The organism is Bradyrhizobium sp. UFLA06-06, assembly GCF_054820065.1.
The window spans coordinates 1-14,792 of the sequence record NZ_JADFUD010000003.1 but is presented as its reverse complement, the minus strand read 5'-3'; the positions used below and the strand labels follow the sequence as shown (position 1 = coordinate 14,792).

Here is a 14,792-nt window from a genome sequence, read left to right as displayed (position 1 = left end):
TATGCAACAATGACCTTCGGTGGTTATGGGTCCCGGGTCGCGCTTCGCTTGCCCGGGACGACATCTAATTTGTTGCGCGATCTGCGAGTCACACATCCGCATTCTCGCGACATGAATTGTCTGAGGTTTGCCACCTTCGCCGCCCTCTCTTGACCAGAGGGCGCAGGGGCCGCTCACCGCCGCTTGCGGACATGGATGTTGATGTCGAGGTCGATCTCGCTGACGCAGGTCTGCTCGGTGCGGTGCGATCCGCCCTCGTGCCAACGGCCCTTGCGCAGGCTGATGTCGCTGACATTGGCGAGCCGCAGGCAGCGCCACTGCGGCAGCTTGCCCGAGCTCTCGCCCGCGAACTGCCAGGCCAGCACGACCTCTTCACCGTTCTTGTTGTGGCCGATGATGTGCGGGCAGAGCTCGCGCGGCCGTCCGTCATAGATGCAGACGACCTGCTGCTCGGTGAGGATCGCCTTGCGGAAGAGGTCATAGCTGCGGCTGGGCATCGCGGCACGGGTCTCGGTTCAAGGCTGGTGGCGGCAGCGGGCGCTTGCGCATCAGTTAGCATGATGCATCGACAACGCTTCTGGCCTGGGTTTGTTGTTCTTGTTACGTTCTTGACGGGTCCATATCGATCTGGGATTGTACGTTCCGAGGCGCGAGCCCCAAAGGTTGGACCGATGGCCAGACGAAACCGCCCGATCAACATGCCCGCGCCATACCTGCGGCGGGTCTGGCTCGAGCCTGCGCGGATCCCGGACCGCGAGGCTTACCCGTTCGTGCTGCCGCTGCTGCGCGACGATTTCGAGCTGAGCTTCGACAAGGCAATCACCATCATTGTCGGCGAGAACGGCACCGGCAAGTCGACGCTGCTCGAGGGGATCGCCGTGATGGCCGGCTATGATGACGCCGGTGGCGGCAAGGGCTACATGCCGGTCGATCACAGCAATGCGGTCGAGGAAATGGGCGGCTCGCTTGCGACCGCGCTCCGCGCGAGCTGGCTGCCGAAAATCACCAATGGCTGGTTCTTCCGCGCCGAGAGCTTCTTCTCGGTCGCCAGATATCTCGACTCCGTCGCCAGCCCCTATGCTGACTTCCTGTCGCATTCGCATGGCGAAGGCTTTTTGCGCTTCTTCGAGGAGCGCTGCCAGCGGCAAGGCATCTTCATCTTCGACGAGCCGGAATCCGCGCTGTCGCCGTCGCGCCAGATCGAATTCCTCAAGCTGCTGCACCGGATGAACGGCACCGGCCACTGCCAGGTGATCATGGCCACGCATTCACCGGTGCTGATGGCCTATCCGAATGCGACGCTGCTGCGGCTGACGAAATACGGGCTGGAGCCGGTGAACCTGAAGGACACCGATCATTACAAGGTCATGCGCGAGTTCTGCGACGATCCGAAAGGGTTCGTCGAGGCGGCGATCGAGGGGTGAACCCACCGCCCGGGCAGGCTTGCCTCCCGGGGAAGCCGCCGGCCGCGACTTCGCTCTGGTGCAAGAAGCCGGTCCCCGATCTAGTCTAGAACCCGGACCATTAACTGCGGCATGCGCCAGGCGGCGGATGGCCGACACACATCGGGAGAGAACAAGGATGAGGCGAACGATCGCGCGAGCTTGCGTCGTGGTGGCGGCATTGGCTGTGTTGGGGGCCGCGTGGGCTCACGGGCCGACCCGCCAGAAGGTGCGGGAATCGATCGAGATCGACGCGCCGCAGGCGAAGGTGTGGGCGGTGATCGGCAATTTCCAGGACATGAGCTGGCTCGCCGGCGTCACCAAGACCGAGGGCGAGAAGGGCAACGAGATCGGCGCCACGCGGCGGCTGACGCTGGGCCCCGGCGCCACCGTCGACGAGGAACTCTACAAATACGAACCGGAGATGATGAGCTATTCGTACCGGATCACGGCGGTCGACGTGAAGGTGCTGCCGGTCACCAATTATTCCTCGACGCTGACGGTGTCGCCGGCGCCGGACGGCAAGTCGAAGCTGGAATGGGCCGGCGCGTTCTACCGCGGTTTTCCCAACAATGATCCGCCGCCGGAGCTGAGCGACGAGGCCGCGGTGAAGGCGGTGAGCGGGCTCTACAAGGCCGGGCTCGAAGCGCTGAAGAAGAAGATCGAGAGCGGGACCTGAGCGTGCGCGCGATTGCGCTCCTCGCGCTGCTTGCCAGCCTCGGCGCCGCGCGCGCCGAGGAGGCGTTCGTCACCAACCAGCTCAGCGACGACCTCACGGTGGTCGATCTCGCGACCTCGAAGCCGGTCGCGACCATCGCGATCGGCGGCAAGCCTGCCGGCGTTGCCGTCAGCAATGACGGCCGCTTCGCCTATGTGACCAGCCCGGATGCCAAGGCGGTCACGGTGGTCGACGCGTCGACGCGAAAGGTCGTCGGCCGGGTCGATGTCGGCGGCGGGCCGCTCGGCATTGCGGTCGCGCCCGACGGCGCGACGGTCTATGTCGCCGACTGGTACGCCGCCGCGGTGCGGGTGATCGACGCCAGAGAGCGGCGTGTCGCGGCGAGTATCGCGGTCGGTGCATCGCCGTCCGGGCTGGCGGTGACGCCGGACGGGCTGCTGCTGCTGTCGGCGGATCGCGACGATGACAGCGTCTCCATCATCGACACCGCCTCGCGCGAGCGGAGGGGGATTGTGAAGGTCGGGACGCGGCCGTTCGGCGTCACGATCGATGCCGATGGCAAGCGCGCCTACACCGCCAATGTCGGCACCAACGACGTCTCGGTGATCGACATCGCGACCGCCCGCGAGATCGGCCGCGTGCCGGTCGGCCTGCGCCCCTATGCGGTGGCGCTGGCGCAGGGCCGCGGTTTCGTCACCGACCAGTATGACGGCAAGGTCAGCGTGTTCGACCTCGCGACGTTGCAGCCCGTGAAGCGGATCACGGTCGGCGATTACCCCGAAGGCATCGAGGCGACCGCCGACGGCAAGCGCATCCTGGTCGCGAACTGGGAGAGCAACACGCTGAGCGTGATCGATGCCGCCGAGATGAAGGTGATTGGCGAGGTCAAGGTCGGCGACGGCCCGCGCGCGTTCGGGGCGTTTCTGAGAAGGACGGAGTAGGGGCCTGTAGCCCGCATGAGCGAAGCGATATGCGGGGCGATTTGACGAGAGAGTCCCGGATGTCGCTTCGCTCATCCGGGCTACTGCCACTTGCGGACCATCGCAGAATGGGTGGAGCGAAGCGATACCCATCATTCGGGCCGCGGCATGGGCCAATGGGTTTCGCTTCGCTCTACCCATCCTCTCCGCCCCGCGGCTCGGCGCCCTGTTGGCTCCTCGGGACGACAGGCCTATATTATCAGGCAAACACCAGGAAACAGGGAGGATGCCATGCATCATACCTTGGTGCCCAGTGACCGGGTCGAGCACGTCTGCGTCTACGGGCGCGACGGCGCAAAACTTGGGTCGATCGAGCGGCTGATGCTCGACAAGGTGAGCGGCACGGTGGCCTACGCCATCATCAAGACCGGCGGCGTGCTGAGCACCCACCACCACTATCCCGTCAGATGGGCCGCACTGCGCTTTGACCCTGTGCGCCAGGCCTTCGAGGCCGAGGTGACGCTGGACGACCTGCGGTCCGGCCCGTCCGAGTTCGACGGCGACGAGTTCGACTGGGGCGACCGCTCGCAATCGTATACGCACCCGAATTATTGGGCGGTGTAGCGCAGGCGAGGTGGTTTTTGTAGCCCGCATGAGCGAAGCGACATGCGGGGCTGACGTTGGCGACTGCCAGAGCTCCCCGGATGTCGCTTCGCTCATCCGGGCTACTTGCTCCTGCGTCTGGCAGATCGCTACCTATCGCAGCAATCCGTAGGATGGGTGGAGCGCAGCGATACCCATCATTCGGGCCGCGGGGTGAGTTGATGGGTTTCGCTTCGCTCTACCCATCCTACTTGCATGTTGCGGTAACTCGCACCGACGAGCGATGCCGCTACTCCGCCGCCTCGCTCGCGCTGCTCTTCCTCGGCTTGCTGTTCGCCTTCTTCAGCACCGGTGCCAGAAACTTGCCCGTGTAGCTGCGCGGCGCCTTGACGATGTCCTCCGGCGGACCCCAGGCGACGATCTCGCCGCCGCCGTCGCCGCCTTCGGGGCCGAGGTCGATCACCCAGTCGGCGGTCTTGATGACTTCGAGATTGTGCTCGATCACCACGACCGTATTGCCCTGGGCGACCAGCTCGTGCAGCACCTCTAAGAGCTTTGCGACGTCATGGAAGTGCAGGCCGGTGGTCGGCTCGTCCAGGATGTAGAGCGTGCGGCCGGTGGCGCGCTTTGACAGCTCCTTGGCGAGCTTGACGCGCTGGGCTTCGCCGCCCGACAGCGTGGTCGCCTGCTGGCCGACATGGATGTAGTCGAGGCCGACGCGGTGCAGGGTCTGGAAGGTTTCGCGCACGCGCGGCACCGCCTTGAAGAACTCGGCGGCTTCCTCGACGGTCATGTCGAGCACGTCGGCGATGCTCTTGCCCTTGAACAGCACCTCCAGCGTCTCGCGGTTGTAGCGCTTGCCCTTGCAGGTGTCGCAGGTGACGTAGACGTCGGGCAGGAAATGCATCTCGATCTTGATGACGCCGTCGCCCTGGCAGGCCTCGCAGCGGCCGCCCTTGACATTGAAGGAGAAGCGCCCGGGCTCGTAGCCGCGCGCCTTCGCTTCGGGCAGACCGGCGAACCATTCGCGGATCGGCGTGAAGGCGCCGGTATAGGTCGCGGGGTTGGAGCGCGGCGTGCGGCCGATCGGCGACTGGTCGATGTCGATGATCTTGTCGATGTGCTCAAGGCCCTCGATGCGGTCGTGCGGCGCCGCGCCCTCGCTGGCATTGTTCAGTTTGCGGGCGATGGCGCGGTACAGCGTGTCGATCAGCAGCGTCGACTTGCCGCCGCCGGACACGCCGGTGACGCAGGTGAACAGGCCGAGCGGAATCTCGGCGGAGACGTTCTTGAGGTTATTGCCGCGGGCGTTGACGACCTTGATGGTGCGCCGGTGGTTCGGCGGCCGCCGGTCGGGCACGGGGACCGAAAGCTCGCCGGTGAGGTACTTGCCGGTCAGCGATTTCGGGTTGCGCATGATCTGGTCGGGCGTGCCCTCGGCGACGATGTGGCCGCCATGCATGCCGGCGCCGGGCCCGATGTCGAGCACGTAATCGGCGAGGCGGATGGCGTCCTCGTCATGCTCGACTACGACCACGGTGTTGCCGAGGTCGCGCAGCCGCTTCAGGGTGTCGAGCAGCCGGGCATTGTCGCGCTGGTGCAGGCCGATCGACGGCTCGTCCAGCACGTAGAGCACGCCGGTGAGGCCCGAGCCGATCTGCGAGGCGAGGCGGATGCGCTGGCTCTCGCCGCCCGACAGCGTGCCGGACGAGCGCGACAGCGTCAGGTAGTTCAGGCCGACGTCGAGCAGGAAGGTCAGGCGCTCGCGGATCTCCTTCAGGATGCGTGTCGCGATCTCGTTCTGCTGCGCGTTCAGCGCCTCCGGCACCGTCTCGAACCATTCGCCAGCGCGCTTCACCGAGAGCTCCGAGATCTCGCCGATGTGCTTGCCGCCGATCTTGACGCACAGCGCCTCGGGCTTCAGCCGGTGGCCGTTGCAGCCGGCGCAGGGCACGTCGGAGAAATACTTGCCGAGCTCCTCGCGCGCCCACTCGCTCTCGGTCTCGCGGTAGCGGCGGTTGATGTTGGTGATGACGCCCTCGAACGGCTTCTTGGTGTCGTAGGAGCGGACGCCGTCCTCATAGGAGAACTTGATCTCGTCGTCGCCGGAGCCGTGCAGCAGCGCGTTCTGGACCTTCTTGGTCAGGTCCTTCCACTTGGTGTCGAGCGTGAACTTGTAGTGCTTGCCGAGCGCGGTCAGGGTCTGGATGTAATAGGGCGAGGACGATTTCGCCCAGGGCGCGATCGCGCCCTTGCGCAAGGTCAGGTCCTTGTCGGGGATGACCAGATCCTCGTCGATATGCTGCTCGACGCCGAGGCCGCCGCAGGCCGGGCAGGCGCCATAGGGGTTGTTGAACGAGAACAGGCGCGGCTCGATCTCGGGGATCGTGAAGCCGGAGACCGGACAGGCGAATTTCTCCGAGAACAGGATGCGCTCGGGCCCGCTCTTGTCGTGGATCTTCGCGGTCTTCTTCTTGTCCTCTTTCTTGTCGTCCTGCGCGGCCGCCGCCGGCGCATCGGCGTATTCGATCACGGCGAGGCCCTCGGCGAGCTTCAGCGCGGTCTCAAAGCTTTCCGCGAGACGTTGGGCGAGGTCGGGACGCACCACGATGCGGTCGACCACGACGTCGATGTCGTGCGGGAATTTCTTGTCGAGCGCGGGCGCCTCGGACAGTTCGTAGAAGGTGCCGTCGATCTTGACGCGCTGAAAGCCCTTCTTGAGATACTCGGCGAGCTCCTTCTTGTACTCGCCCTTGCGGCCGCGCACGACCGGCGCCAGCAGATAGAGGCGGGTGCCTTCCGGCAGCGCCAGCACGCGGTCGACCATCTGCGAGACGATCTGGCTCTCGATCGGCAGGCCGGTGGCCGGCGAATAGGGCACGCCGACGCGCGCCCAGAGCAGACGCATGTAGTCGTAGATCTCGGTGACGGTGCCGACGGTGGAGCGCGGGTTCTTCGACGTGGTCTTCTGCTCGATCGAGATCGCCGGCGACAGGCCGTCGATTTGGTCGACATCCGGCTTCTGCATCATCTCGAGGAACTGGCGCGCATAGGCCGACAGCGATTCGACGTAGCGGCGCTGGCCCTCGGCATAGATGGTGTCGAACGCGAGCGACGACTTGCCGGAGCCGGACAGGCCGGTGAACACCACGAGCTTGTCGCGGGGAATCTCGACGTCGATGTTCTTCAGATTGTGTTCGCGCGCGCCACGGATCGTGATGGCGCGCGATGAGGAGCCGGCGTTCTGTTGGCGCTTCGCCTTGAGCACTTCATCCATAGCGACAGTTCCGGGCGCATGCTTGGGCGCCTTTTGGGCGCGCATCGCCGGTGATGCCGGGACCCTGCGCCGATGGGGGTGTGAAGACTGGAACGTAGGAAGAACGGCCGACAATTTCCAGTGCTGAGTCGCGTCCATCAACGGATAGTTTGCCTGATGGCAGCAGCCGTCAGCAGCGCCGGTTCCGCGAGAGCCTTTCCCGTTCCGATGGAATCGGAACGGCGGCTCCAGATTCCTGCTTTGACGCGTTTTCTTGACGCGAACCGGAATCCGCTTCGCTCGAAAACGCTCTTACGCAAAAAGGCCGGCGCGAGGCCGGCCTTTCCGTGCGATCCGACCGCAGATCAATCTTAGTACTTGGCGACGATCGGGCCGCCGAAGTGATAGTTCACGCCGAACTGGGCGCTGTGCAGTTCGAGCGTACCGGACGGCACGCCGAAATAGTTCTCGCTGTCGAGGCTGCGATACAGGTATTCGCCCTTGATCGACCACTGCGGCGCGATGAACGCCTCGACGCCGGCGCCGACGGTCCAGCCGGAGTGGAAGTTGCTCTGCGAGGCGGTCACGCCGAGCGCGGTGACGCTGACCTCATTGTTGGCCCAGGCGTAGCCGCCGGTGCCGTAAAACAGCACCTTGTCGACGGCAAAGCCGAAGCGGCCGCGCACGGTGCCGAGCGAGTCGATCTTGCTCCGGGCGGTGACGCCCAGCGTCGAGACCGACGCGTCGATGTCAGCGCCTGCAGCGTCGACCTCGAGGCCGTACACGATGTTGCCGGCCTGCCAGTTATAGCCGATGGTGCCGCCGCCGAAGCCGCCTTCCATGCTCGGGGTGCCGGAGTTCTCGCTGGCGTAGCCGCCGAAGCCGCCGACGTAGAAGCCGGTCCAGTTGTAGATCGCGGCCGGCGGCGGAGCCTTCACGTAGGGGGCGCGAGCCGCCATGTCGGCGGCCATCGCAGGCGCAAAAGCGCTCAGTGCAAACAAGCCGGCCGATGCCAGCAAAACATTCCTGATTTTCAAAGTCCGAGTCCCGTTTTTCTTGCCCATTTTCTTGTTGTCCCTTCAAAGATTTTGAAGAGAGCGTCACAGCAGTGTCGCGTGACGCGAGGTGCTTCTACAGAGAAATGCCGGAAGGTGTGTATCCGCGAAACCACAACGCACCGAAAACGCTCGCGGCGAGGTGCACGCGCATACGCAACGAAAAAGCCGGCGCGCAAACAAAAAGGCCGGCGCGAGGCCGGCCTTTCGTCTGGATCAAATCGGCTTGGCGCGATCAGTACCGCGCAACGACCGGGCCACCCCACTTGTAGTTCACGCGGACGGTAACGAGGTCGACGTCCTGACGATCACGGATGGTGCTGTTCAGCGTGCCGTTGGGGGCGATCAGGTTGTAGGTCTTGTCCTGCATGAACAGGTGGTCGTATTCGATGCCTGCGGTCCAGTTCGGCGCGAAGCCAACTTCGATGCCGGCGCCGACGGTGCCGCCCCAGCGGGTGTCGCTTGCGCTGCCGACCAGCACGCCGGTCGGGGTGAAGTAGGTGTTGAAGCGGTTGTCGGTCAGCGCCGCGCCGCCCTTGGCGTAGAGCAGCACGTTGTTGACGGCGTAACCGATCTGGCCGGTGAACAGCCCGAACGCGTCGATCTTGGACTGGTTGGTGAACAGGCCCGGGAAGATCGCGCTGCCGTTGCTGCCCTTCAGGTCAGCCCAGTCGCCCTGCGCTTCAAGGCCGAACACCCAGGCGCCGGCCTGCCAGCGATAGCCGATCTGGCCACCAGCGACGCCGCCCGTTGCGTCATGGCAACCGTCCGAGGCGAGGAAGATGCCGGCCGGGAGCTGGTCCCAGCAATTGTGGCTCGAGCCCCAGCCGCCGTTGGCGCCGATGTAGAAACCGGTCCAGTCATAGATCGGGGCAACCACGGGCGGCGGCGCCTTGGTGTAGGGGCGCGCAGCGAGATCGGCGGCCGCTGCAGGTGCAGCAAACGCAATCAGAGCAACCGTACCGAGCAAAAACTTCTTCATTATCAGTCCCCCAATTCCCCGATCGGCTTCCAAACGGTCCCGAAGCACGATCCCAGACGCGAGCGCCCGCGCCATGATTGGAGCTATACGCTGATTCAACCGGAAACGCAGTCTCCCAAATGCAACACTCGCGGGAGAAGTAATGATAAGGCAAACTACTGATTTGTTTGTTGTTTTTCCAAATCTCGCTGCCCGGCGTCGGCCGGCGTCGAGATCGACTGCCGCTCTGTCGGCATTGGCCGCTTCTACGGCTGGTTGTGGCGAACAAAACTGGAACAATTCCGGATGCGATGCTATATCTCGAATATCGTGGATAACCGGCGCGACGGCAAAGGCGGCGAGCCGGCACCGGCGTATAGGGTCATCCACGACGCCTGCGACGTAAGTGGCGAAGGTTGAGAGTGGCGGCCGATGTCCGGACGCCCGGTTTTTGAGTGGAGATGATGCGATGGCAGGAAGCGTGAACAAGGTGATCCTGGTGGGAAATCTCGGCAAGGATCCGGAAATCCGGCGGACGCAGGACGGCCGTCCGATCGCAAACCTTTCCATCGCCACCTCGGAAACCTGGCGCGACAAGGGCACCGGCGAGCGCAAGGAAAAGACCGAGTGGCACCGCGTCGTGATCTTCAACGAGGGCCTCTGCAAGGTCGCCGAGCAGTATCTGAAGAAGGGCGCCAAGGTGTACATCGAGGGTCAGCTGCAGACCCGCAAATGGACCGACCAGAGCGGCGTCGAGAAGTACTCGACCGAAGTCGTGCTGCAGGGCTTCAACTCCAACCTCACCATGCTCGACGGGCGCGGCGGCGGAGGCAGCAGCTTCTCCGATGATGGCGGTAGCGATTTCGGCTCGTCCGGACCGGTCAGCTCGGCGCCGCGCCGCGCCGTCGCCGCGGGCGGCGGCAGCCGCAACAGCGACATGGACGACGACATCCCGTTCTGAGGGGACGTCGCGCCTTTATCCATTCCGTCAGGCGCCGTTCCGTGAAGATCATTTCCCGGAACGGTCGTTGCGATCCGGGGCGGCAATCTCCTCGTGTGGATTATGAGGATAACCCCGTAACCATCTGCTAGAACGGCGGTGGTCCACGTGCGGTGATGCGGGTTCCCTGAACTTTGACACAGGCCGATGTAAATGATATTTACATTGACCTGCGGCATTTGATGTCTGGCCGCGAGATTCACTCGAGGGCCGCCATCATGAGCCTCGCGCCATTGCTCGACGCCGCGCCTGCGATCCCGCTTCATGCCTTTGCCGCGATGGCCGCCTTCGTGCTCGGCTCCATCCAGCTCGCCGCCCCCAAGGGCACGCTGCCGCACCGGACCCTGGGTTGGATCTGGGTGATCCTGATGCTGGTGGTCGCCGGAAGCTCGTTCTGGATCCATCAGATCCAGCTGGTCGGTCCCTGGAGCCCGATCCACCTGCTGTCGATCTTCTCGCTCGCCATGCTGGTGCTCGGCGTGACGGCGGCGCGGAGCCACGATGTCCGCCGCCACAGGTTCACGATGATCGGCATCTTCTTCGGCGCACTGCTCATCGCCGGACTGTTCACCTTCATGCCCGGGCGGATCATGCATGCGGTGGTTTTCGGCCACTGACGGGAGAGGCGAGTAGCGAATGGCGAGTGGCGAACAGGGATTTTTCCATTCGCTATTCGCCATTCGCTACGCGCTTCCCGACCAAGCAGCCGGAACCTCGGCGCTCCACCCGTAAGTGCATGAAAAAACGAAGGGAAAAACGGCTTGCCGGAGCCGCGCAAGGGTGGTTATCAGGCCTTCGATGGTCTATATGATTCCCCAGTAGAACTGACCGGATTTCCCCTTTGTCCGATAACGACGACCACAAGCCCGGCGAGCCGCCGGGACCCTCAGATATTCGTCCCGTTTCCATTCTCGACGAGATGAAGAAGTCCTACCTCGATTACGCGATGAGCGTGATCGTGTCGCGTGCGCTGCCCGATGCGCGCGACGGGCTCAAGCCGGTGCACCGGCGCATCCTCTATTCGATGCATGAGCAGGGACATACGCCGGACAAGAAATACGTGAAATCCGCGCGCGTCGTCGGCGACGTGATCGGTAAATATCACCCGCATGGCGACCAGTCGATTTACGATGCGATGGTCCGCATGGCGCAGGATTTCTCGCTGCGCGTGCCGCTGATCGACGGGCAGGGCAATTTCGGTTCGGTCGACGGCGATCCGCCGGCTGCCTATCGATATACCGAAGCGCGGCTGACCAAGGCGGCGCTGGCCGTGCTGGCCGACATCGACATGGAGACCGTCGATTTCCAGCCGAACTACGACAACTCCGAGAAAGAGCCGTCGGTTCTGCCGGCCCGGTTCCCGAACCTTCTGGTCAATGGCGCCGGCGGCATCGCCGTCGGCATGGCGACCAACATTCCGCCGCACAATCTCGGCGAGGTCGTCGACGCCTGCGTGGCGCTGATCGATAATCCGGCGCTCACGATCGACGAGCTGATCGACATCATTCCCGGACCGGACTTCCCGACCGGCGGCGTGATCCTCGGCCGTCAGGGCATCCGCAGCGCCTACCACCTCGGCCGCGGCTCGATCGTGATGCGCGGCAAGGTGACTATCGACACGATCAGGAAAGATCGTGAAGCCATCATCATCACCGAAATTCCCTATCAGGTGAACAAGGCGACCATGGTCGAGCGCATCGCCGACCTGGTGAAGGAGAAGAAGATCGAGGGCATCGGCGACCTGCGCGACGAGTCGGACCGTGACGGCTATCGCGTCGTCATCGAGCTGAAGCGCGAAGCAGTGCCCGACGTGGTGCTCAACCAGCTCTACCGGTTCACGCCGCTGCAGACCAATTTCCCGGCCAACATGCTGGCGCTGGATTCCGGCCGTCCGCAGACGATGAATCTGAAGGACCTGCTCACCATCTTCGTCGCGTTCCGCGAGCAGGTGGTGACCCGGCGGACCAAGTTCCTGCTCGGCAAGGCGCGCGATCGCGCCCACATCCTGGTCGGGCTCGCGATAGCGGTCGCCAACATCGATGAGATCATCCGTGTCATCCGAACCTCGCCCGATCCGAACACCGCGCGCGAGGCTCTGATGTCGCGCGACTGGCCGGCACGCGACGTCGAGGCGATGATAACGCTGATCGACGATCCCCGGCATCGCATCAACGAGGACGGCACGCTGCGGCTTTCGATGGAGCAGGCCAGGGCCATCCTCGATCTCCGGCTGCAGCGCCTGACCGCGCTGGGGCGGGACGAAATATCCGAAGAGCTCGACAAGCTCGCGGCCGAGATCGCCGACTATCTCGACATCCTGCGCTCGCGTGCCCGCGTGCAGGGCATCGTCAAGACCGAGCTCGCCGAGGTGAAGCAGCAGTTCGCGACGGCGCGCAAGACCGTGATCATCGAGCAGGAAGGCGAGGTCGAGGACGAGGACCTGATCCAGCGCGAGGACATGGTCGTCACCGTGTCACATGCGGGCTACGTCAAGCGCGTGCCGCTGTCGACCTACCGGGCGCAGCGCCGCGGCGGCAAGGGCCGCGCCGGCATGCAGACCCGCGACGAGGATTTCGTCTCGCGCCTGTTCGTGGCCTCCACGCACACGCCGGTGCTGTTCTTCTCGTCGCGCGGCCAGGTCTACAAGGAGAAGGTCTGGCGGCTGCCGATGGCGGCGCCGAACGCGCGCGGCAAGGCGCTGATCAATATCCTGCCGCTGGAGCAGGGAGAGCGTATCACCACGATCATGCCGCTGCCGGAGGATGAATCCTCCTGGGCCAATCTCGACGTGATGTTCGCGACGACCGGCGGCACCGTTCGCCGCAACAAGCTGTCCGACTTCGTCGACGTGCGCCGTTCCGGCATCATTGCCATGAAGCTTGGGGAAGGCGAGGCGATCGTCGACGTCCAGATCTGCACCGAGCATGACGACGTGCTGCTGACCGCCGCAGGCGGCCAGTGCATCCGTTTCCCCGTCACCGATGTGCGCGTCTTCACCGGCCGCACCTCGATGGGCGTGCGCGGCATCGCGCTGGCCGAGGCCGACAAGCTGATCTCGCTGGCGATCCTGCGCCATGTCGAGACCACCTCGGACGAGCGCTCGGCCTACCTGAAGATGCGCCGCGCCGTAGCCGGCGAGGCCGCGGCCGAGGAGCCGGTCGAGGGCGAGGAGACCGCGAATGCGATCCAGCTGTCGCAGGAGCGCTATGCCGAACTGTCGGCGGCCGAACAGGTGGTGCTGACCGTCTCCGTCAACGGCTACGGCAAGCGGACCTCGTCCTACGAGTACCGCACCACCGGCCGCGGCGGCAAAGGCATCGTCGCCATGAGCGTCAACAACCGCAACGGCAACCTGGTGGCGTCGTTCCCGGTCGAGGACGCCGACCAGATCATGCTGGTCACCGACAAGGGCCAGCTGATCCGCTGCCCGGTCGCCGACATCCGCGTCGCCGGCCGCTCGACCCAGGGCGTGATCGTGTTCGACACCGCCGAGGACGAGCACGTGGTCTCGGTCGAGCACATTCCGGAAGAGGAAAACGGCGAGAACGGCAACGGCGGCTAGCGCCGCCGGGCCGTTGAATTTCCTGTAGCCCGGATGGAGCGAAGCGAAATCCGGGGCTGTTGACGCGGCGTCGGTCGTCCCGGATTGCGCTTCGCTCCATCCGGGCTACGCTAAGAGTACCGCGGCGCGCTTCAGCTCCTCGGTGAACTTCGGAAGCGCGTCCGCGTTGCCGATCTGCGCGAACCAGCACCAGAGCTCCAGCGTGCAGGCCAGCCGGTAGAGCGCGATCGTGGCCTCCCAGTCCGGCCGCTCGCTTGTGCCGTGGCCCGCGAGCAATCCGTCGCGCTTCGGCGCGTCCTTCGGCGTGAAGTAATAGAGCGCCTTGGCGATGTCCATCAGCGGATCGCCGGCGGTGGCATTCTCGAAATCGACGATGCCGGTGAGACGCGGCTGCCCCTCCGGTGTCACCAGCACGTTGCCGGCGTGGAAGTCATAGTGGCAGAGGCGGGGCGTGTCGGCTGCGTCGAGCAGGACGCTGCGCGCCAGGATGCCGGCCCGCAGCCGCGCGGCCAGCGCTTCGTCCCCGCCGCGCGTGCAAAACTCGGTCAGCTTCCGCTCGAACTGCGCGGACATGTAGGCGCGGTTGGTCGGGTACGACGTCCAGACGCCGTGCGGGCCGATATAGCCGAAGCTGTCGAGCGTGATGGCATTGATATGGCGGAGCGCCGCGCCCATGGCGGCGTAGATCGAAAACAGCTCCTGATCCGTCAGCGCCGCCTCTCGGTTGCCGAGCACGACGCCGTCGAGCTTGTTCATCAGCACAAAATTGAAGTCGATCAGCGCGCGGCTGTCGTCGGCTATGAGGATGCGCGGAATGGCAATACCGGCGTCGCGCAGAAGACCAAGGACATGGACCTCCTTCGCCATCTTCCATTGCAGCTGGGCGGGGTAGACCTTGAGGATGCAGCTTGGCGCGTCCGCCCGCGTGATCTCGAGGATCGTGCTGATCTCGCCGCCGCGCAGTTCCGTGATGCCTGCCACCCGCGCGCCCGGCGCAACCCGATCGATGATCGCCTGCGCCTGGTCGATCGAAATCGCCAGCCGCGGCTTCAGCTGAAGAGGTGGATCGTCTGACATGTCCGCATCCGGGCTGCGGGACTAAATCTCGATCTCCGTCCCGAACTCCACGACCTGTCCGGTCGGCACGCCGAAGAACGCCGCCGACCGCTCGGCGTTGCGCTGCAGGAAGGCGAACAGCGATTCTCGCCATACCCACATGCCCGGAATGTCTTCCCGCGGAATGATGGTCTCGCGACCGATGTAGTAGGTCACATCGGTCAGCCGGAGACCGGGCAGTTTGCCCTGACGGCAGGC

13 protein-coding genes and 1 pseudogene are annotated in these 14,792 nt (G+C 64.6%); 8 read left to right on the top strand and 6 right to left on the bottom strand.

Annotation, left to right across the window (positions count from 1 at the left end; all coding sequences use genetic code 11):
- Positions 1-173: 173 nt before the first annotated feature.
- The gene (locus tag IF803_RS03150; protein ID WP_461191237.1) at positions 174-497 is read right to left on the bottom strand and encodes a hypothetical protein; all 324 of its coding nucleotides are present in this window, start codon (positions 495-497) and stop codon (positions 174-176) included.
- Positions 498-779: 282 nt separating this feature from the next.
- Between IF803_RS03150 and IF803_RS03145 the strand changes: the two are divergent.
- From IF803_RS03145 to IF803_RS03125, 5 genes and pseudogenes are all read left to right on the top strand, one after another.
- Positions 780-884, top strand: a pseudogene (locus IF803_RS03145) (AAA family ATPase); the annotation flags it as partial.
- A complete protein-coding gene (locus IF803_RS03140) occupies positions 882-1,424 on the top strand; it encodes an AAA family ATPase (RefSeq protein ID WP_461191387.1) in 543 nt (180 codons plus the stop codon). The pseudogene IF803_RS03145 and the gene IF803_RS03140, both read left to right, overlap by 3 nt.
- A 157-nt stretch (positions 1,425-1,581) precedes the next feature.
- Positions 1,582-2,121 carry an SRPBCC family protein gene (locus tag IF803_RS03135; protein WP_028340757.1) on the top strand — a complete coding sequence of 180 codons (540 nt, stop codon included), beginning with the start codon at positions 1,582-1,584 and terminating at the stop codon, positions 2,119-2,121.
- Between the two features lie 2 nt (positions 2,122-2,123).
- On the top strand, positions 2,124-3,062 hold the full coding sequence (locus tag IF803_RS03130; protein ID WP_461191236.1) for a YVTN family beta-propeller repeat protein: 939 nt from the start codon (positions 2,124-2,126) through the stop codon (positions 3,060-3,062).
- A 270-nt stretch (positions 3,063-3,332) separates the two neighbouring features.
- The gene (locus tag IF803_RS03125; protein ID WP_028340755.1) at positions 3,333-3,665 is read left to right on the top strand and encodes a PRC-barrel domain-containing protein; all 333 of its coding nucleotides are present in this window, start codon (positions 3,333-3,335) and stop codon (positions 3,663-3,665) included.
- Between the two features lie 268 nt (positions 3,666-3,933).
- On the opposite strand, the gene uvrA is transcribed toward IF803_RS03125, so the two are convergent.
- From uvrA to IF803_RS03110, 3 genes are all read right to left on the bottom strand, one after another.
- The gene (gene uvrA / locus IF803_RS03120) at positions 3,934-6,921 is read right to left on the bottom strand and encodes an excinuclease ABC subunit UvrA (RefSeq protein WP_172648011.1); all 2,988 of its coding nucleotides are present in this window, start codon (positions 6,919-6,921) and stop codon (positions 3,934-3,936) included.
- Positions 6,922-7,271: 350 nt separating this feature from the next.
- A complete protein-coding gene (locus tag IF803_RS03115; protein ID WP_461191386.1) occupies positions 7,272-7,931 on the bottom strand; it encodes an outer membrane protein in 660 nt (219 codons plus the stop codon).
- A 259-nt stretch (positions 7,932-8,190) separates the two neighbouring features.
- Positions 8,191-8,937: an outer membrane protein gene (locus IF803_RS03110; RefSeq protein ID WP_018271555.1), complete on the bottom strand. Its 747-nt coding sequence runs from the start codon at positions 8,935-8,937 to the stop codon at positions 8,191-8,193.
- Between the two features lie 448 nt (positions 8,938-9,385).
- On the opposite strand from IF803_RS03110, the gene IF803_RS03105 reads away from it, so the two are divergent.
- The 3 genes from IF803_RS03105 (at position 9,386) to gyrA (ending at position 13,478) form a co-directional block, all read left to right on the top strand.
- On the top strand, positions 9,386-9,877 hold the full coding sequence (locus IF803_RS03105) for a single-stranded DNA-binding protein (RefSeq protein WP_028340751.1): 492 nt from the start codon (positions 9,386-9,388) through the stop codon (positions 9,875-9,877).
- 257 nt (positions 9,878-10,134) lie between these two features.
- Entirely contained in the window at positions 10,135-10,533 is a 399-nt protein-coding gene (locus tag IF803_RS03100; RefSeq protein ID WP_028340750.1) for a DUF2306 domain-containing protein, read from the top strand.
- 224 nt (positions 10,534-10,757) lie between these two features.
- Entirely contained in the window at positions 10,758-13,478 is a 2,721-nt protein-coding gene (gene gyrA, locus IF803_RS03095; protein WP_461191235.1) for a DNA gyrase subunit A, read from the top strand.
- A 105-nt stretch (positions 13,479-13,583) separates the two neighbouring features.
- Here the strand turns inward: gyrA and IF803_RS03090 are convergent, their stop codons facing one another.
- Both IF803_RS03090 and IF803_RS03085 read right to left on the bottom strand, forming a co-directional pair.
- Positions 13,584-14,555, bottom strand: a complete 972-nt coding sequence (locus IF803_RS03090) for a phosphotransferase family protein (RefSeq protein WP_461191234.1) — start codon at positions 14,553-14,555, stop codon at positions 13,584-13,586.
- Between the two features lie 21 nt (positions 14,556-14,576).
- A partial coding sequence (locus tag IF803_RS03085; protein WP_461191233.1) for a KUP/HAK/KT family potassium transporter occupies positions 14,577-14,792 on the bottom strand: 216 nt, incomplete at its 5' end.

Coding starts and splice junctions, on each gene's coding strand:
- IF803_RS03100 (WP_028340750.1), top strand. CDS start 10,135: ATGAGCCTCGCGCCATTGCTCGACGCCGCGCCTGCGATCCCGCTTCAT.
- IF803_RS03150 (WP_461191237.1), bottom strand. CDS start 497: ATGCCCAGCCGCAGCTATGACCTCTTCCGCAAGGCGATCCTCACCGAG.
- uvrA (WP_172648011.1), bottom strand. CDS start 6,921: ATGGATGAAGTGCTCAAGGCGAAGCGCCAACAGAACGCCGGCTCCTCA.
- IF803_RS03140 (WP_461191387.1), top strand. CDS start 882: ATGGCCGGCTATGATGACGCCGGTGGCGGCAAGGGCTACATGCCGGTC.
- IF803_RS03110 (WP_018271555.1), bottom strand. CDS start 8,937: ATGAAGAAGTTTTTGCTCGGTACGGTTGCTCTGATTGCGTTTGCTGCA.
- IF803_RS03105 (WP_028340751.1), top strand. CDS start 9,386: ATGGCAGGAAGCGTGAACAAGGTGATCCTGGTGGGAAATCTCGGCAAG.
- IF803_RS03090 (WP_461191234.1), bottom strand. CDS start 14,555: ATGTCAGACGATCCACCTCTTCAGCTGAAGCCGCGGCTGGCGATTTCG.
- IF803_RS03125 (WP_028340755.1), top strand. CDS start 3,333: ATGCATCATACCTTGGTGCCCAGTGACCGGGTCGAGCACGTCTGCGTC.
- IF803_RS03135 (WP_028340757.1), top strand. CDS start 1,582: ATGAGGCGAACGATCGCGCGAGCTTGCGTCGTGGTGGCGGCATTGGCT.